Raw genomic sequence first — 24,540 nt, 5'->3', positions numbered from 1 at the left:
TCAAAATGTGGGAGGGGGCTTGCCCCCGATAACGGTGGCTCAGCCAAAGTTGCATCAACTGACACCCCCTCATCGGGAGCAAGCTCCCTCGCCCCAACAAGCCTTCCCGTCACGACACCACCTCCGCCGCAACGCCTTCCAACCACCACACAGCCAACCCCTGAACATTCGGCGCCTTGAGCAAAGTGAAATGATTCCCCCCGCCATACCAAACCTCCAAGCCACTGCCCTGGCGCTTCCAGCCCTCCACCATCCCGCCTTGCTCGCGCTGATTGCCCGCCGCATCCAACGCCGGATCCTCGGCCAACACCAACCGCACCACGCCGCGATAGCGCTGTGCCGGGCGATACACCGTGCGCAATGCGACCGCGTAAGTGCGCGCCGGCCCCGCCATCGCGTCAACACTGGCACGGGCCGGCAACAACCCCACCCCCACCATCCCGGCATGCAGGCTCTGGCGCTGCGCCACTTCATCGCCAGCCGCGAAGTCCTCACGGTCAATTCCGAGGGGTTTACCCGCCGCCAGCTGCATCGCTTCGATCAACCGCAACAACGCCGCCGTCGTCGTATAAGCCCGACCCGCACCCCCCGGCGCCTCGCTGTCGATCACCGTCAACGACGCCACTTCCCGCCCGGCCGCCTGCAACCGCAGCGCCATCTCCAGGGCGACCCAACCGCCAAACGAATGCCCCACCAGATGCACCGGCCCATGCGGACACTCATGCTCCAGCGCAAGCAGATTACAACGCGCCGCCGCTTCCACCTGGCTGTGGGGCACCGCCTCGCCGTCCAGCCCGCGCGGCTGCAAGCCGAACAACGGCCAGTCTCGCCCTAGCGCTTCGCCAAGGCCGACAAACCCGGTGACGCTGTCCCCTGCCCCCGGCACGCAGAACACCGGCGCATAGCCGGCCCGTCCGCCCTGGATTCGCAGCAACGGTTGATGCGCGGTTTCCAGCACCGCTGAACAACCCGCCAAGGCCTCTGTCATCGCCGCGCCCAATGCACGGATATGCGGCGCCTGCATCATGCTCTGGTGATCACCCGGCACGTCCACCTGGCGCAATTGCCCAGGCACCAGGGCGTCCTCCCAACCGAGCGATACACTGCGCCGCGACAACTCGGTCGGCCGCTCCACAGCACTTAACAGATGCACCGGTATCGGCAACGGGAACAGGCTGTAATGCGCCAGCGCATGCCCGTGGCCGACTTCGCGCTCGATAAAGCTCAAGAGGTCCGCATCCGCAGCCGCCGCCATTTGCGCGTATAGCAAACCTTGATCGCGACAGCGTTGCAGCAGACCTGCAAAGTCCAGCTGTCCAATCTGCGCGTCCAGCTGTTCAATCCTCGCCAGCTCATCCACACCTCCCTGTGCGTTCCAATAGGCGCGGCACTGCAACAGCAAATGCCGCTTGAGCGCATCCGGCCCGCTCCAGCGCGCCTTGCCCTGGTCGGTCAGGCGCGGCACGTAGCTGTCGATCAGGCCGAGGAACGCCACCGGTTCATCCAGCCCCAGCAATTGCATCGCCACTTCATAGGCCAGCACCCCGCCAAATGACCACCCCGCGATGCGATACGGCCCATGGGGTTGCAGGCCGCGAATCAGGCCGACCATGCGTGCCGCCAGGCCTTCCAGGGTGTTGAGGTGCGACTCGCCGAGCGCCAGTCCCGGCAGGCCATAGATCGGGTAGTCACCCGGCAGATGCTGGCCCAGCGCCGGGAAGTACACGTCCATGCCGCTGAATTCATGCACCAGGAACAACGGCGCTTGCTTGCCGCTGCTGCGCACCGTGATCACCGAAGCGTCGCGCACCGGCTCGTCGGTGCGCTGGCGCAGCATGACGGCCACCGAGGCGACGCTGGCGTGTTGGAACAACTCGGCCAGGCTCACCGCCAGCCCTGCGGTTTCCATCAAGTTGACCAGGCGAATCGCCAACAGCGAATGCCCGCCCAACTCAAAGAAACTGTCATGCCGGCCAACCTGTTCCAGCTTCAGCACCTCGGCCCATAACTGCGCCAGGGTCTGTTCCAGAGCATCGATCGGTGCTTCGAACTCGCGACTGACCTGCGCGTCCAGGGCCGGCACCGGCAGGGCTTTGCGGTCAACCTTGCCATTGGCAGTCAACGGCAGCTGGTCCAGCGGCACATAGGCCGAAGGCAGCATGTAGTCCGGCAGTTGCCCTTGCAGATGGGCGCGGATGCCGTCGATACCAACGGGCTGCGCCGCCCAGGTGAAATACGCCACCAGACGCTTATCCCCCGGCGCGTCTTCACGGGCCAACACCACCGCGTCCTGAATGCCCACGCAAGTCATCAGGCGCGCTTCGATCTCGCCCAACTCGATGCGGAAACCCCGGATCTTCACCTGATCGTCATTGCGTCCGATGCATTCGAGCAGGCCATCCACGGTCCAGCGGCCGAGGTCGCCGGTGCGGTACATCAAGGCCTGCGGATTGAAGGGATCCTGCACAAACTTTTCAGCGGTGAGCTCCGGTCGATTCAAATAACCCAGGGCCACGCCGTCACCTCCGATGCAGATTTCACCGGTCACGCCCTGGGGCACCGGCTGCAAGTACGCATCCAGCACATGCACCTGGGTGTTGGAGATCGGTCGCCCCACCGGCACGCTGTCGGCGTCGTCGGCAATCGCGCGCACTTCATGGGTGGTGGCGTAGGTGGTGGTTTCCGTCGGGCCGTAGCAATGCACCAGGCGCAACGCCGGCGCCTGGGCCAACAGGCTGCGAAACGCCGCAGGATCGGCACGCTCGCCGCCGCACAGCAAGATGCGCAAACCAGCCAATGCGTCGGGAATCAGCTGCACGTACTGGTTGAACAACGCCGTGGTGACAAACAGCACCGTCGCGCCACGCAGCGCCGCGCCGAATGCCGCAGGGTCAAGCAAGGTGGCGTGATCGATGACCTGCACCTGCCCACCGTTGAGCAACGGCCCCCAGACATCCATGGTGCTGGCGTCGAACGCCGGGTTGGAGGCGAAGGCCACGCGGTCGCTGGAGTTGAAGTCCGCGTAGCCGTTGTTGAGCACCAACCGCGTGATGCCGCGATGGGGCACCCGCACGCCCTTGGGAATGCCGGTGGAGCCGGAGGTGTACATGATGTACGCCACGCTGTCCGAGGCTTGCGACAGGTCCGGGTTATGGCTCGGCTGTGGATCGAGGGCCAGGGTGTCCAGGTCCAGGCGCTGCGCCGCGTAGTCGATCAGCGCATCACTGCGGGTCAACAACCAGCGCGCATCGCTGTCCTGCACCATGAACGCCTGGCGTTCGGCGGGTGCGTTGATGTCCAGCGGCACATAGGCGGCCGCGCACTTCAACACAGCCAGTTGACCGACCAGCAGCGCGACAGAACGCGGCAGCAGGATCGCCACGTTGTCGCCCGGTTTTACGCCCAGGCCCGCCAGGTGATGGGCCAGGCGGTTGGCGCTGGCATTCAGCTCGCCGTAGCTCACGCGCTGCTCGCCCTGCACCACGGCCACTGCGTCGGGACGTGCCTGGGCCTGGGCTTGGAACAGGCGCTGCACCGTGTGCTCACGGGGGAAGTCGCGGGTGCTGGCGTTGAACGCCAGCCGCAGTTGGTGCTGTTCGGCGACGGGCAGGATCGGCAAGCGGCTGATGGCGGTATCGCTGCCCTGTTCCAGCGCCTGCACCAACTGCTCCAGAGCCACACTCAGGTAATCACACAGCCGCCGGGCGCCCTGCCCCGAGGCTTTGAAGGTAAAGCCATCGCCCAGGTCATCCACGCTCATCGACAGGCCGTAGTTGCTGTGTTCCTCGGCCTTGAGCAGCTCAATGCCCTGCCACGCCTCAGCCACTCCACCGACCTGCGGCGCGCTGTGCCGATAGTTGAACAGCACGCTGAACAGCGGCGTGGTCACCGGCACCCCACTGCAACGCTGGGCCACTGTCAGCGGTGCGTGTTCATGGCTGAGCAGTTGGCTCAGCCGCGCATGGGTGGCGCGAGCGGCGCTGCGTACCGAGTGCTCGCCGAGGTCGACCCGCAACGGCAATGTGTTGATGAACACGCCCATGGCCCGCTCGGCGCCTTCGCCGCCTTGCATGCGGCCGAGCATCACGGTGCCGAACACCACCTGCTCACGGCCCGACACCTTGCCCAGCACCTGGGCCCACCCCAGGTGCATCAGGCTGGCGGCGCTGACGCCGCACTGGCGCGCCTGAGTGCGCAGGCGCTGGCTTAATTGAGGAGCAATCGCCAGGCGTACCTGTTCATCGATGCCCAGGTTGGCCACCTCCGTGGGCTCGTCGATCTGACCAAGCATGTCGCGGAAAAACTCTTCGTGATCGTCCACGCGCGTCTGCGCCACCGTCTGAGCCACCGTCTGTGCCACCGTCTGTGCCACGTAGTTGCGATACGGCACAGGCGTGCCCAAGGTGCGTTGCGTGCCCAGCAGGAACGCCTGCAGCTCGTGTTGCAGGATCTCCAGGGCGATGTGGTCCATGACCAGGTGATGGAACAGCAAGGTGGCGACCACACGCGGGGTTTCTTCGCTGCACACCAGGCGCATCAATGGCGCCTCGGACAGGTCCAGGCGCGGGGGCAACGGACCGCTTTCAACCCGCAGCGACGCCTTGCGCCAGACCACCTGCACCGGTTCTTCCAGGCCGTCCCAGTGGAACGACGAGCGCAGGATGTCATGGCGCTCGATCACCGCCTGCAACGCCAGGGCAAACGCATCCAGGCGCTGGCGGCTGTCAAAGGCAAACTGCGCCTGCAGCACATAGGCATCGCCGGCCTGCACGGCGCGATGGTGATAGAGCATGCCGGCCTGCAACGGCGCCAGCGGGTAGATGTCCTGCACATTCGCCGCGCCACCGGGGATACACGCGACGAGGCGGTCGATGGCGGACTGCTCCAGCGCGATCAGCGGCAACATCGCTGGGGTGATCGAGGTGCAGCCGTCGACGATGCCATTGGCCGGCACCACCACTTCGCGGCCACCGCCCAACGCCGCCGCCAAGGCCGACAGGGTGGGCTGACCGAACAGCACTTTTACGTCCGCCGACAAACCCAGGCCGCGCATGCGCCCCATCAGGCTCACCGCCAGCAACGAATGCCCGCCCAGTTCAAAGAAGTTGTCGTGACGCCCCACACGCTCCACCTTGAGCAACTCGGCCCACAGGCTGGCCAGGGCGATTTCCGTGTCGCCCTCGGGCGCTTCGTATTCGCGTACCACCCTCGACTCCAGGCCCGGCGCGGGCAGCGCCTTGCGGTCGAGCTTGCCGTTGGGGCTCAAGGGCAACGCACCGAGGTGGACGAAGACCGTCGGCACCATGAACTCAGGCAGGTGATGCAGCAGCTGACTGCGCAGCACGTCGATGTCGGTAAAGGCGCCGGTGTAGTACGCCACCAGGCGGTCTTCACGGGCGATCACGGCGGCCTCGTTGACCGCCGGGCACTCGGTCAGGCGCGCCTGGATCTCGCCCAGTTCGATGCGCAAGCCACGGATTTTCACCTGGTCGTCGTTGCGGCCCAGGTATTCAATATTCCCATCGGGCAGGTAGCGTCCGACGTCGCCGGTGCGGTACATCCGCCCGTGGGTAAAGGGATCTTGGAGAAAGCGTTCGGCGGTCAGTTCCGGGCGGTTCAGGTAACCCCGCGCCACTTGCACGCCGCCGATAAACAGCTCGCCGACCACGCCCAGCGGCACCGGCTGCAATTGCCCGTCCAGCAGGTACATGCGGGTGTTGGCGATGGGCTTGCCGATGGGCGTGTTGTCCGGCGTCACCGGGCCTGCGCAGTTCCACGCCGTCACGTCGACAGCAGCTTCGGTCGGGCCATACAGGTTATGCAGGTCGCTGCCTGGCAACTGCTGCTTGAAACGCCGCACCAGGCTGCCCGGCAAGGCTTCGCCGCTGCACATTACGCGCACCAGCCCGGCGGCCTGGCTGACATCGCCATGGGCCAGGAACACGTCGAGCATCGACGGCACAAAGTGCAACGTGGTGATGTGTTCGGCCTCGATCACCTCACACAGGTACGCCGGGTCTTTATGCCCGCCGGGACGCGCCATCACCAGGCAAGCGCCGGTGAACAACGGCCAGAAGAATTCCCAGACCGACACGTCGAAGCTGAACGGGGTTTTCTGCAAGACCCGGTCCTGGGCCGTGAGCCCATATTCGTCCTGCATCCACAGCAGGCGATTGACCACGCCGCCATGGTCATTGATCACGCCCTTGGGCTGGCCGGTGGAGCCGGAGGTGTAGATCACGTAGGCACTCACGCCGGCTAAACCGGGGTTCTCCACGGATTGCCGGTGCCAGCTCGGCTGGTCCAGATCAACCACCGGCACCGCGCCCACCAGCGCACGGGTAGCGTCCTGGATCAGCACGACCGCGGGCGCGCTGTCTTCCAGCATGTAGGCGATGCGTTCCAGCGGATATGCCGGGTCCAGCGGCACATAGGCGGCGCCGGCCTTGAGGATCGCGTACAGGCCGATGACCATGTCCAGGCCACGTTCCACGCAGATCGCCACCCGCGAATCGGGCTGTACGCCCCGGTCCAGCAGGTGATGGGCCAGTTGGTTGGCCCGTGTATTCAGTTCGGCATACGTAAGTTGCTGTTCCCCGGCTTTAAGCGCAATCGCGTCGGGCGTGCGTGCCACCTGGGCCTCGAACATCCCGTGCAAGGTCTGGTCGAGGTTGTAATCCACCTGTGTCGCATTGAAGTCGAACAGCAGGTGCTGGCGCTCGCGCTCGTCCAGCAGCGGCGCGTGCTCCAGCACCGCCTGGTCGTTATCGACCATGGCCTGCAACACGCGGGTGAAGTAGCCGACGTAACGCTGCACCGTCGCTTCATCGAACAGCGCCACGGCGTATTCCAGCGCGCCGAGAATCGTGCCCTGTACTTCGCCCAGGTTCAGCGACAGGTCGAACTTGGCAAAGTGGCTGTTCTCCACAATGCCTTCCAGCGCCAGGTCGCCCAGGGCCAGGGTCGGCGCGCTGCTGTCCTGCCAGGCCAGCAGGGTCTGGAACAACGGGCTGTGGGCCAGGCTGCGCACGGGTCGGGTGAGTTCCACCACTTGCTCGAAGGGCAGGTCCTGATGGGCCTGGGCCGCCAGGGTCAGCGCCTTGACCCGCGCCAGCAGCACTTCGGTACTCAGCCCACCCGAGGTGTCGATGCGCACGGCCAGGGTGTTGACGAACAGGCCGATCAGGCCTTCGACTTCACTGCGCGTACGGTTGGCCACCGGCGAGCCGATCACCACATCCGCCTGCCCCGAAAGCCGTGCGAGCAAGGAGGCCCAGGCGCTCATCACGGTCATGTACAGCGTGCTGCCATGGCGCTGGCTCAAGGCCTTGAGCCCGGCGGTAAGGCGCTCGTCGAGGCGGATGTCCACGCTGCTGCCGGCGTAGTCCTGCTGCGCCGGGCGCGGGCGGTCGGTGGGCAGGCTGAGCAACGCCGGCGCCCCGGCCAGGGCCTGCTGCCAATAGCTGCTCTGGCGCTGCAGGACGTCGCCGCTGAGCCACAAGCGTTGCCACACGGCGAAGTCGCCGTACTGGATTGGCAATGGCGGCAGCGGGTCGGGCTGGCCCTGGCTGAAGGCCTGGTACAGCGCCATCAGCTCGCGGGTGAGCACGCCCATGGACCAGCCGTCGGAGACGATGTGGTGCAGGGTCAGCAACAACACGTGGTGTTCATGCCCCATCACCACCAGGCGCCCGCGCAGCAGCGGGCCGCGCTCCAGGTCGAACGGCGCCGAGGCTTCGCCGTGGATCAACGCATCCAGCGCCTGTTGCGGTTGCGGGTGGAGGCGCAAGTCCTGCACCTGCAGCGGCAGCACGTCGTCGGCCGCGACGATCAGCACCTGGGCGTCGTCGCCGTGCTGGGCGAAGCGGCTGCGCAGGGTTTCATGCCGCGCCACGATCCGCGCCAGCGCCCGTTGCAAGGCCTGCACATGCAACTGCCCACGCAAGCGCAAGCCGATGGGAATGTTGTAGGCGGTGTTGGCGCCTTCCATCAATGCCAGAAACCACAGGCGCTGCTGGGCAAACGACAGCGGCACCGGCTCATCGCGGTTGGCCGGCAGGATCGCCGGCAAGGTGCTGCGACCGGCCTGGGCCAGCACCTCGGCGACGGCGGCCAGTTCGGCGTTGGCAAACAGGTCGCCGAGCAACAGTTCCACACCCAGGCGCTGACGCACTTGGGACACCATGCGCATGGCGAGCAGCGAGTGCCCACCCAGCTCAAAGAAGTGATCGTGACGGCCGACGCGCTCCACCTGCAACACATCGGCCCAGATCTGCGCCAGGCTGTTTTCGATCTCGCCCTCGGGCGCGGCGTATTCGCGGGTAAACAGCGCGGCCATATCCGGCGCCGGCAAGGCCTTGCGGTCGAGTTTGCCGTTGGCGGTCAAGGGCAACGTGTCGAGCTTCATGAAGGCGACCGGCACCATGTAGTCCGGCAGGTGTGCCACCAGATGGGCGCGGATATCGCCCACCGCCAGCGCGTCGAGTTGCGGATTTTCGGTGTAATACGCCACCAGGCGCTCTTCGCGCACCAGCACCACAGCCTCCTGAACGCTTGGCAGGTGGTTGAGCTGGGTTTCGATTTCCCCCAGTTCGATGCGCACGCCACGGATTTTTACCTGATCGTCATTGCGGCCCAGGTAGTCGAGATTGCCATCGGGCAACCAGCGCGCCAGATCGCCGGTGCGGTACATGCGACCGGCGTTGAACGGGTCTTGCAGGAAACGCTCGGCCGTCAGTTCCGCACGGTTCAGGTAACCCCGCGCCACGCCCTTGCCGCCGACATACACCTCACCCGCAACGCCCAGCGGCACCGGGCGTTGTTGCTCGTCCAGCAGGTATACCGTGGCATTGGCGATGGGCTTGCCGATATGCAACGGTTGCCCGGCCTCGACCTTGCCGGAGGTGGCGACCACCGTAGCCTCGGTGGGGCCATAGTTGTTGATCAGTTCAAAACGCTGCGCCCGCCCGAACTGCCGCAGGCGGTCGCCGCCGATCAGCAAGGTGCGCAGGGTTGGGTGCTCGATGTGCTGGCTGAAGGCGTACTCGGCCACGGGCGTGGGCAGGAAACACACATCCAGCGGCTGCGCGCACCACCAGGCCAGCAGTGCGTCGATGTCTTCGGGGCCGTCATGGGCCGGTGGCAGGTGCAGGGTCGCGCCGACACACAACGCCGGCCACACTTCCCAGGCCATGGCATCAAAGCCGAACCCGGCGACGCTGGCGGTGTGGCGCCCGGCGCACAGGTCGAAAGCGCGGCAATGCCAGTCCACCAGGTTGGTCACGGTGTGGTGCTCCACCATCACGCCCTTGGGCAGGCCGGTGGAGCCGGAGGTGTAGATCACATAGGCGAGGTTCGCCGGGGTTACGGCGACGCTGGGATTGCTCGCCGCGTGGTGATGCCAGGTGTAGCGGTCCAGGTAGATCACCGGCACGTCCAGCTCGGGCAGGCGTTCGAGCAAGGCGTGCTGGGTCAGCACCGCCACCGGGGCGCTGTCGCTGAGCAGGTAGGCCAGGCGCTCGGCCGGATGGGACGGGTCTACCGGCACGTAGCAGGCTCCGACTTTAAGGATCGCCAGCAACCCGGCCAGGGTGTCCAGGCCACGACGGGCGACGATGGCCACGCGGTCGTCAGGTTTGACGCCAAGCGCCAGCAGGTGATGGGCCAGCAGGTTGGCTTGCCCGTTGAGTTCGGCGTAGGTCAGTGAGTGCCCCAGTTGCACCGCCGCAATGGCATGCGGCGTAAGCGCGGCCTGGGCTTCGATGCGCCCGTGCACGGTGCTGCCCTGGGGGAAATCGGCCTGGGTGGCGTTGAACTGTTCCAGCAGCAACCGCTGCTCGACGGCGGGCACCACCGGCACGCGATTGAGCGCAGTGTCGGGCGCCTGCTCCAGGGCCGTCACCAGGTTTTCCAGGGCGGTGTGCAGGTAGGCGCAGACCCGCTGCGGGTCCACCTGGGTGCTGGCCAGCAGGCTCAGGCCAAAGCCGTCGCCGAGGTCATCGATGCTCAGGGTCAGCGGGTAGTTGGTGCGCTCTTCGGCACTGAGGGCGGCGATGCCCTGCCACGCCGAGACGGCTTCGGCGCTGGCGGCAGGCGCGCTGTGGCGATAGTTGAGCAGCGCACTGAACAACGGCGTCGGCGCAATCACGCCGCTGCAGCGCTGGGCCAGGGCCAACGGCGCGTGCTCGTGGCGCAGCAACGTGGTGAGTCGGGCATGGGTGGCCTTGACCCCGGCGCGTACGTCCTGGCTATCGACGTCCACGCGAAACGGCAAGGTGTTGATAAAGATGCCCAAGGCGCGATCCGTGGCATGGCTGCCTTGCATGCGGCCCATCAACACCGTGCCGAACACCACCTGTTGCTTGCCCGCCAAGACCCCCAGCACCTGCGCCCAGCCCAGGTGAAACAGGCTCGCCGCGCTCACCCCCAACTGCCGCGCCTGGGTGCGCAAGCGCAAACTCAACGGCGCCGCCAACGGCAGGTGGAGTTCGCTGATGCCGCGCGCATCGCCCTGCACATCCTGCAAGCCAAACGGCAAGGTCGGCTCGCTGATATCGCCAAGCATCTGGCGGAAGAAGCTTTCGTGCTCCTGTTCACTGATGCCCAACCGCGCCTGGGCCACGTAGTTGCGAAACGGCACCGCCTGACCCAACGCCGCGCCCTGCCCCAGCAGGCACGCCTGCATTTCATGGCACACCACTTCCAGGGCGCTGTGGTCCAGGGCCATGTGGTGGAACAACAACGTGGCGACGATGCGCCCATTGGCCGGGTCGTCGGCACGCACCAGGCGCAGCAGCGGCGCCTGGGTCACGTCGAGGCGATAGTGGCGGGCATCGAACAGGGCGTGCAGTTGGGCGGCGATCTCGCCATCCGCCGGATCGAGTTGCAGGGCCTGCACCGGCAGGCGCGCAGTGCGCCACACCACTTGCGACGGCTCCTGCAGGCCATCCCAGACCACGCCGGTGCGCAGGATGTCATGGCGGTCCATCACCGTTTGCAGTGCTTGGGCAAATGCGTCGAAACGCGCCAGGCTGTCGAACGCGAACTGCGACTGCATCACGTACGGGTCGCCCTGCTCGGCGCTGACATGGTGGAACAGGATGCCTTCCTGCAACGGCGCCAGCGGGTAGATGTCCTGGATATTCGCCACGCCGCCGTCGACCGTGGCGACGACGCGATCAATCTCGTCCTGGCTCAGGCTTGAAAGGGTCAGCATGGCCGGTGTGATGCGCTCGGCTCCAGGCGGGATGCCATTGGCCGGCACGTCGAGTTCACCGGCCTTGGTCGCGCAATACTCGCCGGCCTTGATCAACTCGATCAGCCCCGGTTTGTGCTCGCGCAAGGCGGCCAGGATTGCAGGGTCGCTCAAGGCCTGCTTGTTGCCTTGCACCGACAACTGCTCGCCCTTGAGCGCCAGTTGGATGTCCTTGGTTTTCAGGGTTGCCAGCAGCTCAAAGAGGCTCACAGGACGATCTCCATTCGTTCGGTCATTGCGGCGTAGCCGGCCAGGGTCGGCTGTTCGAACAGCCCCCGGACGTCGGCTTCCATGCCTTCCTGGCGCAAGCGCCCAATCAAGCTCACGGCAAGCAGCGAGTGCCCGCCCAGTTCAAAGAAATTGTCCTGGCGCCCGACCCGCTCGACGTTGAGCAACTCGGCCCACAAGCGCGCCAGCAGGATTTCGGTATCGCCTTGCGGTGCCTCGTATTCACGCAGGTTCAGGGCTTGCAGGCCGGGCGCCGGCAAGGCCTTGCGGTCGAGTTTGCCGTTGGGGCTCAGGGGCAGCGCGTCGAGGTGCACAAACAGCGCGGGCACCATGAAGTCCGGCAGGTGGTGCAGCAGATGGGTGCGCAGGTGCTCGATATCGGTGTGCGTACCGGTGTAGTAGGCGACAAGGCGGTCTTCACGGGCGACCACCGCCGCTTCGCTGACCTGGGGATGCTCAAGCAGCCGCGCCTGGATCTCTCCCAACTCGATACGCAGGCCACGGATCTTGACCTGGTCGTCATTGCGGCCCAGGTATTCAATGTTGCCGTCGGGCAGGTAGCGACCAAGGTCGCCGGTGCGGTACATCCGCCCGGCGCGGAACGGGTCCTCAAGGAAACGCTCGGCGGTCAGCTCAGGACGGTTGAGGTAACCCCGCGCCACTTGCACGCCGCCGATAAACAATTCGCCGACCACGCCCAGCGGCACCGGCTGCAACTGCGCGTCCAGCACGTACATGCGCGTATTGGCGATGGGCTTGCCGATGGGCGTGTTGTCCGGCACATCGGGGCGTGCGCAATTCCAGGCCGTCACGTCCACCGCCGCTTCGGTGGGGCCGTACAGGTTGTACAGGCCGATTCCCGGCAACTGCGTCTTGAAGCGGCGCACCAGACTGCCCGGCAGTGCTTCGCCGCTGCACATCACCCGCAGCAGCCCTGCCGCCTGGCTCACGTCGCCATGGGCCAGGAACACATCCAGCATCGACGGTACAAAGTGCAGCGTGGTGATCTGTTCCGCTTCGATGACCTCGCACAGGTAGGCCGGGTCTTTATGCCCGCCGGGGCGCGCCATTACCAGGCGTGCGCCGGTGAACAGCGGCCAGAAGAACTCCCACACCGACACGTCGAAGCTGAACGGGGTTTTCTGCAACACCGCATCCTCGGCCGTGAGGCCATAGGCGTCCTGCATCCACAGCAGCCGGTTGACCACCCCGGCGTGCTCGTTGATCACGCCTTTGGGCTGGCCGGTGGAGCCGGAGGTGTAGATCACGTAGGCATGGTGCCGGGCTTTCAGGCCCGCGACCTCGGGGTTGCTCGGCGGCTGATGCTGCCAGGTGACCTGGTCCAGATTGAGCAGCGGCACGTCGCCCAGCAAGGCCACGGTGGCGTTCTGGGCCAGCACCACCACGGGGGCGCTGTCTTGCAGCATGTAGGCGATCCGCTCCAGCGGGTACGCCGGGTCCAGCGGCACATAACCGCCGCCGGCCTTGAGGATGGCGAACAGGCCGATGACCATGTCCAGGCCACGTTCCAGGCAAATCCCCACCCGCGCATCGGGTTGCACGCCCAGCCCGCGCAGATGATGGGCCAGGCGGTTGGCCCGCTCGTTGAGGTGTTGGTAGGTAAGGTGCTGCTCGCCCGCCTTCACCGCGATGGCGTGGGGCGTGCGCTGGACCTGGGCTTCGAACATCCCGTGCAGGGTCTGGTCGAGGTTGTAGTTCACCTCGGTGGCGTTGAACGCCACCAGCAATTGTTGACGCTCCTCCGCGCTGAGGATGGGCAGGCGATTGAGCGCCTGGTTCGGTGCCTGTTCCAGGGCCTCGACCAAGCCGGCCAGCGCCACGTGCATGTAGCCGCAAACGCGTTGCGCATCGGCCTGGGCCAACGCGGTCACATCGTAGCCATCGCCCAGGTCGTCTACGTTCAGGGTCAGCGGGTAGTTGGTGCGCCCGTCGTTGACCAGGGTCTGCATGCCTTCCCAGGCGTGTTGCGCCTCATGGGAGCGGGTGGCGGCGCCGCGATGGCGGTAATTGAGCATCGCGCTGAACAATGGCGCCGGTGCGGCCACACCGCTGCAACGCTGGGCCAGGGCCAGGGAGGCGTGTTCATGGCCGAGCAACGCGGTGAGTCGGGCATGGGTGGCGCGCACCGCCGAGCGGGCGCCCTGAGCGTCGATATCCAGGCGCAGCGGCAAGGTATTGATGAACACACCCAGCGCCCGGTCGGCGCCTTCGCCGCCTTGCAGGCGGCCCACCAGCACGGTGCCGAACACCACGCTGTGGCGCCCGGAGGTGGCCGCCAGCACTTGGCCCCAGGCCAGGTGGAACAGGCTCGCGGTGCTCACGCCAAGCAAGCGGGCCTGGGCACGCAGGCGCCGGTTGAGGTCGCTGTCCAGGTGCAGGCGGTGCTCCTGGATTGCATTGCCGTCGCCACGCACGTCTTGCAGGCCGAATGGCAGGGTCGGTTCGTCGACATCACCGAGCATTTCGCGGAAGAACACCTCGTGCTCCTGCTCGCTGATACCCAAGCGCGCCTGGGCCACGTAGTTGCGGTACGGCATCGGCGCAGCCGTCGGCGCCGGATGACCCAGCAGGTAACCCTGCATTTCCCGCAGCACCACGTCGAAGGCGGTGTGGTCGAGGGCGATATGGTGATAGAGCAGCACCACGACCACGCGCTGGTTGGCCGGATCTTCGGCATAGGCCAGGCGAATCAACGGCGCCTGACTGATGTCCAGGCGGTAGCGCCGCGCATCAAAACGTTGATGCAGGCCGGCGAGTACATCGCCTTCAAGGTGCAGCTGTTCGAGGGGCAACCGGGCCTTGCGCCACACCACTTGCAGTGGTTGCACCAACCCTTGCCACACCACGCCGGTGCGCAGGATATCGTGGCGATCGATCACCTGTTGCAGCGCCTGGGCAAAGGCGCGCAGGCGCTCGATGCTGTCGAACGCCAGGTGCGATTGCAGCAAATACGGGTCGCCCTGCTCGGCGGTGAGGTAGTGGTAGAGAATGCCTTCCTGCAACGGCGCCAGCGGGTAGATGTCCTGCACATTGGCCGCACCGCCGGGCACTTGGGCAACCACTTGATCCAGGGTGGATTGGTCGAGTTGCACCAGTGACAACAGGTCCGGGGTCAGGCGCTGGCAGTCGACCGGGATGCGGTTGGCGGGCACCTGCACTTCACGCCCGCTGCCCACCGCTGCCGCCAGGGCAGCCAGGGTCGGCTGGCTGAACAACACGCGCACATCGGCACTGAGGCCGACCTGGCGCATGCGTTCGATCAGGCTGACCGCCAGCAACGAATGGCCGCCCAGTTCGAAGAAATGGTCGTGACGCCCCACCTGCTCCACCTGCAACACCTCGGCCCAGATGCCGGCCAGGGTGGTTTCCACTTCACCCTGTGGCGCTTCGTAGTCACGGGTCAGCAGCGCGGCCTGATCCGGTGCCGGCAAGGCCCGGCGGTCGAGTTTGCCGTTGGCGGTCAGGGGCAATGCGTCGAGCTTCACGTAGGCCACCGGCACCAAGGCATCCGGCAAGTGCGCCTGCAATTGCTCGCGCAGGCTTTCGATCAGCAGCGGCTGTTGCTCGGTGAACCACGCGATCAGGCGGCCATCGCGCACCAGCACCACCGCTTCGCCGACGCCGTGCAATGCCGCCAGTTGGCTTTCGATTTCCCCCAGTTCGACGCGCACGCCACGGATTTTCACCTGGTCATCGTTACGCCCCAGGTACTCGATATTACCCTCGGGCAACCAGCGCACCCGGTCGCCGGTGCGGTACATGCGCCCTGCATTGAACGGGTCTTGCAGGAAGCGTTCGGCAGTCAAGTCCGGGCGCTTGAGGTAACCCCGCGCCACGCCGCTGCCGCCTACATACAGCTCACCGGCCACGCCCACCGGCACTGGGCGCAACTGCGCGTCCAGCACGTAGACGCTGGCATTGGCGACAGGCCGGCCGATATGCAGCGCCTGCCCAACACGCACGCGGCCCGAGGTGGCGACCACCGTGGCTTCGGTGGGGCCGTAGTTGTTGATCACCGCAAAGCGCCGCTCCTGGCTGAACTGGCGCAGGCGGTCGCCGCCGATCAGCAGCATGCGCAAGGTGGGGTGCTGCAACTCCTGGCTGAATGCGTATTCGGCCATCGGCGTGGGCAGGAAGCCCACGTCCAGGGGCTGCGCCAGCCACCAGGCGAGCAATGCGTCAATGTTGTCGTTGCCCACATCGACAGGCGGCAGGTGCAGGGTGGCGCCCACGCACAGCGCCGGCCAGACCTCCCAGGCCATGGCATCAAAACCGAAACCGGCGACGCTGCTGGTTTGGCTGACGGCGCTCAGGCCAAAGGCTTCGCAATGCCAATGCACCAGGTTTTCCACGCTGCGGTGTTCCACCATCACGCCCTTGGGCTGGCCGGTGGAGCCGGAGGTGTAGATCACGTAGGCCAGGTGGGCCGGGGTCAGGGCGGCGAGTTGTGGATTGCTGACGGGGTGGCGCCAGGTGGCGTGCACATCGATGCTGGTGACGGCGCCCAGCAGGTCGCGGGTGCTCGCTTCGGCCAGCACCGCCGCTGGCGCGCTGTCTTGCAACAAGTAGGCAATGCGCTCGGCGGGATACGCCGGGTCAATCGGCACGTAGCCGGCGCCGGCCTTGAGAATCCCCAGCATCCCCACCACCATCTGCGGGCCACGGCGGCAGCACAGGGCGACGCGGTCGTCTGGCTGCACACCCTGTGCAATCAGTTGATGGGCCAACTGGTTGGCGCGTTGGTTGAGTTGCTGATAGGTCAGTGATTCGCCGTCCTGCACCAGCGCAATGGCGTGGGGCTGGCGGTCGGCGCGGATCTCGAAAGCGCCGTGAAGCGTGTGACCGCTGGGGAAATCCGCGACGGTGGCGTTGAACTCGCGCAGCAGGGTTTCACGTTCGCCGGCCGGGAGAATGTCGAGCTGATTGAGCGCGGTGCGCACGCTGTGTTCCAGGCTATCGACCAACCGTTCGATGGCATTTGCCATGTACGCGCACAAGCGCTGGGCGCCGATGCGAGGCAAGGCCAGCACCGTCAGGCCGAAGCCATCGCCCAGGTCATCCACGCTCAGGGTCAGCGGGTAGTTGCTGCGTTCTTCACCGCCCAGCAGCTGCACGCCTTCCCAAATGCCGTGGCCGTCACGGGCCAGGGTTTCGGGGCTGCTGTGGCGATAGTTGAGCAGCGCGCTGAACAGTGGCGTCGAGGCCGCCACGCCAGTGCAACGCTGGGCCAGGGCCAGGGACGCGTGTTCATGGCCGAGCAAGGCGCTCAAGCGTGCATGGGTGGCCTTGACGGCGGCGACCGCGCTGACGGCGGTATCCACCCGCAGCGGCAAGGTATTGATGAACATGCCCAAGGCCCGGTCCGCGCCGTCACCGGCCTGCATACGGCCCATCAGTACGGTGCCGAACACCACCTCGTCACGCCCGCTGACCAGCCCCAGCACCTGGGCCCAGGCCAGGTGCATCAGGCTCGCCGCGCTGACGCCCAGGCGCCGTGCCTGTTCACGTATGCGCTGGGCCAGCAGCGTGTCCAGGGCCTGCTCGGCCTCTTCGATCTCGCGGCCGTCGCCCTGCACGTCCTGTACGCCGAAGGGCAAGGTGGGCTCATCGATATCGGCCAGCATCCCGCGGAAGAACCGCTCGTGCTCGTCGACGCTCACCCCCAGGCGCGCCTGGGCCACGTAGTTGCGAAATGGCGCGGCCGCCGGCAAGTCATGAGCCTGGCCGAACAGAAATGCGCCCATCTCCTGGCCGACCACGTCCATGGCGGTGTGGTCCAGTGCCAAATGGTGGAACAGCAGGATCGCCGCCACCTGCCCATTCACGGGGTCCTGGGCGTAGACCATGCGCAGCAGCGGCGCCTGGGTGATGTCCAGGCGGTAATGGCGCGCATCGAACCGGGCGTGCAGTTGCCCGATGAGGTCACCGTCGGCCGGATCAAGGTTCACCGCCTGCACCACCAGCTGCGCCTCGCGCCAGACCACCTGCACCGGGCTGTCCAGGCCTTCCCAGACCACACCGGTGCGCAGGATGTCATGACGGGCGGCGACCTGTTGCAGCGCGCCCATAAAACCGTGCAACCGCTCCAGGCTGTCGAAGGCCATGCGCGATTGCAGCAGGTACGGGTCACCCTGCTCGGCACTGATGTGGTGGTACAGAATGCCCTCCTGCAACGGCGCCAGCGGGTAGATGTCCTGCACATTCGCCGCGCCGCCGGGGACGTTGGCGACGATGCGGTCGATGGCGCCTTGGTCAAGGTCCACCAGCGTCAGCATTGACGGCACAATCCGCGTGCAGCCCGATGGAATGCCATTGGCCGGCACCACAATCTCCCGGCCACTGCCCACCGCCGCCGCCAACGCCGCCAGGCTTGGCTGGTTGAACAGCACCCGCACATCCGCGCTCAAGCCCGCCTGGCGCATGCGTTCGATCAAACTGACCGCCAGCAACGAATGCCCGCCCAACTCAAAGAAATGGTCATGCCGGCCCACGCGGTCGAGCTTGAGCAGGTCCTGCCAGATCTGCGCCAACTGGCGTTCCACCTCACCTTCCGGCGCTTCATAACCGCGGCTGAGCAGCGCGCCTGCATCCGGCACCGGCAGGCCTTTGCGGTCCAGCTTGCCGTTGGCGGTGAGCGGCAGCAGCGCCAGCCAGACATAGGCCGACGGCACCATGTAATCGGGTAACTGGCCTTGCAGATGGGCACGCAGCGCGTCGATCGGCAGCGGCGCGGCGGCGGTGTAGTAGGCCACCAGGCGCTTGTCGCCGGGTTCGTCTTCGCGCACCAGCACCACGGCGTCGTTCACGCCGGCGAAGGCGCCCAGGCAGGCTTCGATTTCACCCGGTTCGATGCGGAACCCGCGAATTTTCACTTGCAGGTCATTGCGTCCCTGGTAGAGCAAAGTGCGGTCGGCCTGCCAGCACGCCAAGTCGCCCGTGCGGTACAGCACGCCTTCGCCAAACGGGTTCGGGATAAATTTTTCGGCGGTCAGTTGCGGCTGGTTCAAATACCCCGTGGCCACGCCCGCGCCACCGATATACAGCTCGCCGACTGCGCCCAATGGCAACAATTGCTGGCGCACATCCAACACATAGACCTGGGCGTTCGCGATTGGCCGGCCAATCGGGATACCGCCCTCGCCCACCTGGATGATTTCATGGGTGGTGGAGAAGGTCGTGGCTTCGGTTGGTCCGTAACCATTGAGCAGGTGCTGGGGCTTGCCATGCTTGAGCACACGGCCGATCACCTGCGGGTCGAGCACATCGCCGCCGACAATCAGGTAACGCAACTGCGCGAACACCGGCAGCAGCGCATCGGCGTACTGGTGGAACAGCCCGGCGGTCATCCACAACACGCTGACGGATTGCTCCTGCAACAGTGCGGCAAACGCGGCCTGGGACAAAAGCACAGCATGCTCGACCACCACCACACAGCCGCCATTGAGCAACGGCGCCCACACGTCGAGGGTGCTGGCGTCGAACGCCGGGTTTGAGGCGAAGGCCACGCGGTCCTGCGGGTTGAACTCGGCATAGCCGTTGTTGAGCACTAGGCGCGAGATCGCACGGTGCGGCACTTGCACGCCTTTGGGCGCGCCCGTGGAGCCGGAGGTGTAGAGGATGTACGCCACGCTTTGCGACGAAAGCTCCACGTCAGGGTTGCGCGGGGACAGCGCGTCCAGGTTCAGGTCGGCCAGGCTGTTGAGCACCCGCTGCGCGCCACTGTCCTGCACGATAAACGCCTGACGCTCCACCGGCGCATTGACGTCCAGCGGCACATACACGGCGCCGCATTTGAGAATCGCCAGTTGGCAGATCAGCAGGTCGAGGCTGCGCGGCAACGCAATCGCCACGCTTTCCCCCGGCTGCACGCCCTGGTTGATCAGGTGATGGGCCAGGCGGTTGGCGCGGCGGTTGAGGTCGCGGTAGCTCAAGGACAGTTGGCCGTGCACGGCCGCCACGGCTTCGGGACGCGCCAGGGCCTGGGCCTCGAATAACTGGTGCACGGTCAGGTGCGATGGGTAATCGCGGGCAGTGGCGTTGAAATCCACCAGCAATTGGTTGCGCTCGGCAGGCGGCACAATCGACACGCCGTGCACCGGCGTGGTCGGTGCCTGTTGCAGCGCAGTCACGAGGTGGCGCAAGGCGGTGAGCATGTAGTCGCCGACGCGCTGCACGTCCAGCGACGCCACGCCTTGCACGGTCAGCGCGAAGCCTGAGCCCAGGTCATCGACATTGAGCACCAGCGGGTAATTGCTGCGCTCTTCGGAACTCAGGATCCGGATGCCGGACGCCGCAAACGGGCTGTCGCCCGGCGCGTCATCCGGCGCGCTGTGGCGATAGTTGAGCAGCGTGCTGAACAACGGCAACGAACCCGGTACCCCGCTGCAACGCTGGGCCAGGGACAGCGATGCGTGTTCATGCCCAAGCAACTGCGCCAGGCGCGCATGGGTGGCGCGTACGGCGGCCTGTACGCCGACCGCGCCAACGCTGACCCGCAGCGGCAAGGTGTTGATGAACATGCCGAGGGCGCGGTCGGCGCCCTCGCCGCCCTGCATGCGGCCCAGCAGCACGGTGCCGAACACCACGTCCTGTTGACCGGAGACTTGCCCCAGCACCTGGGCCCAGGCCAGGTGCACCAGGCTTGCGGTGCTCACGCCCAATTGCCGCGCCTGTTCGCGCAGGCCCTGGCTCAGGGCCGGTTCCAGCGGCAGGTGCGCCTCGACAATGCCGCTGCCGTCGCCATGCACGTCCTGCAACCCGAAGGCCAGGGTCGGCTCGTCGATATCGCCCAGCATCTCGCTGAAGAACGCTTCATGCTGCGCCTGGCTCACGCCAAAGCGCGCCTGGGCCACGTAGTTGCGGTACTGCACCGCGTCGGGCAACTGCGCGCCGCGCCCGGACAGGCTGGCGCTCATCTCCTGCACCAGCACGTGCAGGGCGGTGTGGTCGAGCAGGATATGGTGCAGCAACAGGATGCCGACGAAGCCGCCCGGCGCTTCGGCGTAAGCCAGGCGCATCAGCGAGGCACGGGACAAGTCGAGGCGGTAGTGGCGTGGGTCGAAGCGGTGTTGCAGGTCGGCCATGGGCAGGTCGATGCGCTCGACCACCAGCGGCGCCTCGCGCAGTACGACTTGCACCGGTTCGTCCAGGCCTTCCCAGAGGATCGCGGTGCGCAGGATGTCATTGCGCTCGATCACGCTGTACAGCGCCTGGATAAAAGCGTCCACCGCTGCTTGATCATCAAAGCCCAACTGCACTTGCAACACATAGGGATCGCCCTCAACGGTTGCCAGGTGGTGATACAGGATGCCGGCCTGCAACGGCGCGAGGCCGTAGATGTCCTGCACATTGCCAATGCCGCCGGGCACCTGTTGCAGGATATGGTCGATGGCGGCCTGATCGAGCTCAATCAGCGCCAGCATGTCCGGCGTGATGACGGCGCTGTCCGGGTGGATCCGGTTGACCGGCACCTGCACTTCCCGCTGCCCGCCCACCGCGGCGGCGAGCGCGGCCAGGGTGGGTTGGCCGAACAACACGCGCACATCGGCGCTGAGGTCGGCCTGGCGCATGCGCTCGATCAGCTTGACCGCCAACAGGGAATGGCCGCCCAGTTCGAAGAAGTTGTCGTCGCGGCCAATGCGGTCGAGTTTGAGCAGGTCTTGCCAGATCGTCGCGATGGTTGTTTCGACGGGGCCGTGTGGCGCCTCGTAGCCACGCAGGGCCAGCGCGTCGGCATCCGGCGCGGGCAAGGCCTTGCGGTCGAGTTTGCCGTTGGCGGTCAGCGGGAAGGCGTCCAGCACTACGAAGGCGCTGGGCACCATGTGGTCGGCCAGGCTAAGGCGCAAGTGATCGCGCAGCACCGCGACGCTGACGTCGCCCTCGGCGATCACATAGGCCACCAGGCGCTGATCACCCGGCGCGTCTTCACGGGCGATGACCACCGCGTCGCGCACACCTTGAGCGGTGGTGAGGCGCGCCTGGATTTCGCCGAGTTCGATACGAAACCCACGGATTTTTACCTGGTCGTCGTTGCGTCCCAGATAGTCCACGCTGCCATCGGCCAACAGGCGGCCGAGGTCGCCGGTCTTGTACAGGCGCTGGCCGGTGGTTGGGTCGGTCAGGAAGCGCTCGGCCGTCAGTTCGGCGCGGTTCAGATACCCTCGCGCCACCCCGGCGCCGCCGACGTACAACTCGCCGACCACGCCCAATGGCAGCGGCTCGCGGTGCGCGTCCAGCACATACAGTTGCAGGTCGGGAATGCGCACGCCAATCGGGCTCACGCCCACCAATTGCGCATCCGCCGCTTCCAACGGGCGATAGGTCACGTGCACGGTGGTTTCGGTGATGCCATACATGTTCACCAGTTGCGTGCCGGCATTGATCGCACGGGCGTACCACGGTTTGAGCATGCCCGGTTCCAGGGCTTCGCCGCCGAAAATCACCTGGCGCAGCGAGTGGGCCTGGGGGCTGTTGCCCTGGGCCGCAATCAACTGGCGGAAGGCGCTGGGCGTCTGGTTGAGGATGCTCACACCGGCTTCGCACAGCAGCGTGTAGCACTCGTCCGGCGAGCGGCTGACCAGTTGCGGCACGATTAGCAACTGACCGCCGTGCATCAATGCCCCCCAGATTTCCCACACCGAGAAGTCGAACGCAAAGGAATGAAACAGTGCCCACACATCCGTGTGATTGAAGCCGAACCACTGCTCGGTGGCGCTGAACAGTCGCGCCACCTGGCGATGCTCGATCATCACACCCTTGGGCTGGCCGGTAGAGCCGGAGGTGTAGATCACATAGGCCAGGTGCTGCGGGCTGACCACGACACGCGGATTGACCAGGGACTCGCCGCGCAGGCCATTGAGGTCGATCTGCGCCAGTTCGCCCACCAAGTGACGGGTGTTGGCGTGCACCAGTACCGCCAGCGGTTGGCTGTCGTGCAGGGTGTAGGCGATGCGCTCCAGTGGATACGCCGGGTCGATCGGCACATACCCCGCGCCGGCCTTGAGGATGCCCAGCAGGCCGATGATCATCTCCGGGCCGCGCTCCACGCAGATCGCCACGCGGTCATCGGGGCGCACGCCCTGGGCCAGCAGGCGATGGGCGACCTGGTTGGCGCGTTCGTTGAGTTGGCGATAGGTGAGGCGTTGTTGCTCATAGCGCAGGGCGATGGCTTCGGGGTGGGCGGCGGCGTGGGCTTCGACTTGCTGGTGGATCAGCGCGGTGTCGGCGTAGGTATGCGGGGTGTGGTTGAGGCTGTGCAGCAGGTGATGACGCTCGGTCTCAGGCAGGATATTCAGGCCGCTCAGCGGCATCTCCGGTCGCTGCTCAAGGGCGTCGGCCAGGCTGTGGAGCGCCGTGTGCAGGTAGTTCGCCACGCGCGCTGCGCCGATGGAGGCGTCGACCATCACCGTCAGCGCGAAGCCTTCGCCCAGGTCATCCACATTCACCGTCAGCGGGTAGTTGGTGCGCTCCTCGGCGCCCAGCACCTGGATGCCTTCGGCGACCTCGATCACCTCGGCCATATCCGTGGCGGCACTGTGGCGATAGTTGAGCATCGCGCTGAACAGCGGCGTCGGCGCGGCAACCCCGCTGCACCGCTGGGCCAGCGCCAGGGAGGCATGCTCATGGTTGAGCAACGTGGTGAGCCGCGCGTGGGTGGCCTTGACCCCGGCGCGCACGCCCTGCTCGCCCACGTCCACGCGCAACGGCAAGGTGTTGATGAACATCCCGAGCGCCCGCTCACCGCCCGCGCCCGCGCCCATGCGGCCGAGCATCACCGTGCCGAACACCACCGCCTCACGGCCCGAGACCACGCCCAATACCCGAGCCAGCGCCAGGTGCATCATGCTTGCCACGCTCACCCCCAATGGCCGCGCCAGGCTGCGCAGGCGGCGGCTCAGCTCAGCGTCGACCGGCAGGCGCGCCTCGTCGATCCCCTGGCCATCGCCCTGCACATCCTGCAAGCCAAATGGCAGGGTCGGCTCATCGATATCCGCGAGCATCTCGCGGAAAAACCCTTCATGAACCTGCTCGCTGACGCCATGGCGCACCTGGGCGATATAGCTGCGAAACGCCACCGGCTCAGCGGCCTGGGCTTGCTGGCCGGCCAGGTACAGCTGGATCTCATGACGCACCACATCCAGGGCGGTGTGGTCGAGGATGGTGTGGTGGAACAACAGCATGGCGACGACACGCTGGTTGGCGCGATCGTCGGCAAACACCAGGCGCAACAGCGGCGCCTGGCCCAGGTCCATGCGATAGGTGCGGGCGTCGTAGCGTTGTTGCAACTGTGCAAGTACGTCGCCACCGTCAAAGTGCGCTGCCTCACAGGCCAGGCTTGCCTTGCGCCACACCACTTGCAGCGGCTCGTCCAGGCGCTCCCAGACCATGGACGTGCGCAGAATATCGTGACGGTCGATCACCCATTGCAGCGCCTCGGCAAAGGCATGCAGGCGCACGCGGCTGTCGAACGCAAACTGCGCATGCAGCACGTAAGGATCGCCCTGCCCGGCCGAGAGGTGGTGATACAGCATGCCCTCCTGCAACGGCGCCAACGGGTAAATGTCCTGCACATTCGCCACACCACCGGGGATGGCCGCGACGATACGGTCGATGGCCGCCTGATCGAGGCTCACCAACGGCAACATCTCAGGCTTGATGCGGTAGGCCGGGCTGAGCCAGTCACCGCCATGCTCCGCCACCAGTGCCAGCAGTCGGGGCTTGTGGGCGATCAACTGATCCCACAGCCGATCATCCAATGCCTCGTCGTCACCGAGGATGATCAGGTCGCCCTCCTCCAGTTGCAGACGGATCGCATGGGTGGAAATCGCTGCCAATAATTCGCTGAACTGCATGGGGGTAACCTGCCTGGTAAGTCACGGTGAAGGAGAAAAGTCCGTTTTCAGCTGCCGTTTGCATCGGATGCGCTGGGCGCCTCGCCTTGAAAAAAGCGGGCACAGCCGGGGGCCTGGAGAGGCTTCCGGTAGGGGTGGGAAATTAAGGGATTTGGCGGGTGGGGGGTGACATGGGAAGCGGGGACA

2 protein-coding genes are annotated in these 24,540 nt (G+C 66.0%); both read right to left on the bottom strand.

The window, feature by feature from the left end:
- Positions 1–109: 109 nt before the first annotated feature.
- Complete coding sequence (locus DNK50_RS15265; protein ID WP_112194919.1) at positions 110–11,464, bottom strand: non-ribosomal peptide synthetase; 11,355 nt, start codon at positions 11,462–11,464, stop codon at positions 110–112.
- Entirely contained in the window at positions 11,461–24,354 is a 12,894-nt protein-coding gene (locus DNK50_RS15260) for a non-ribosomal peptide synthetase (protein ID WP_112194918.1), read from the bottom strand. The genes DNK50_RS15265 and DNK50_RS15260 overlap by 4 nt, the downstream gene beginning before the upstream one ends.
- Positions 24,355–24,540: the final 186 nt, after the last annotated feature.

The sequence above is a fragment of the Pseudomonas sp. LG1E9 genome (assembly GCF_003290225.1).
Taxonomy (GTDB): Bacteria; Pseudomonadota; Gammaproteobacteria; order Pseudomonadales; family Pseudomonadaceae; genus Aquipseudomonas; species Aquipseudomonas cyclaminis.
The sequence above is the reverse complement of the archived record's forward strand: the minus strand, read 5'-3'. Positions and strand labels throughout refer to the sequence as shown.

What these genes read in the sequence shown, in the direction of transcription:
- DNK50_RS15260 (WP_112194918.1), bottom strand. Translation starts at nt 24,354, where the DNA reads ATGCAGTTCAGCGAATTATTGGCAGCGATTTCCACCCATGCGATCCGT.